Here is a 324-nt window from a genome sequence, read left to right as displayed (position 1 = left end):
ATCACCCGTGGTAGTGTTACCTGTACCGTTGCCGGTGTTGCCTGTCGTACCATCACCCGTGGTAGTGTTACCTGTACCGTTGCCGGTGTTGCCTGTCGTACCATCACCCGTGGTAGTGTTACCTGTACCGTTGCCGGTGTTGCCTGTCGTACCATCACCCGTGGTAGTGTTGCCTGTACCGTTGCCGGTGTTGCCTGTCGTACCATCACCCGTGGTAGTGTTACCTGTACCGTTGCCGGTGTTGCCTGTCGTACCATCACCCGTGGTAGTGTTACCTGTACCGTTGCCGGTGTTGCCTGTCGTACCATCACCCGTGGTAGTGTT

At 56.8% G+C, this 324-nt stretch carries 1 protein-coding gene; it reads right to left on the bottom strand.

The annotated features are described in order from the left end of the window. On the bottom strand, positions 1-324 hold a 324-nt coding region (locus tag ACO0K9_RS28115; RefSeq protein ID WP_422990707.1), incomplete at both ends, for a hypothetical protein.

Origin of the sequence: Undibacterium sp. Ji50W (genome assembly GCF_049340445.1) — a bacterium.
Classification (GTDB): Bacteria; Pseudomonadota; Gammaproteobacteria; order Burkholderiales; family Burkholderiaceae_D; genus Undibacterium.
Note: the sequence above shows the minus strand (reverse complement) of the source record. Positions and strands in the feature narration are given on the sequence as shown.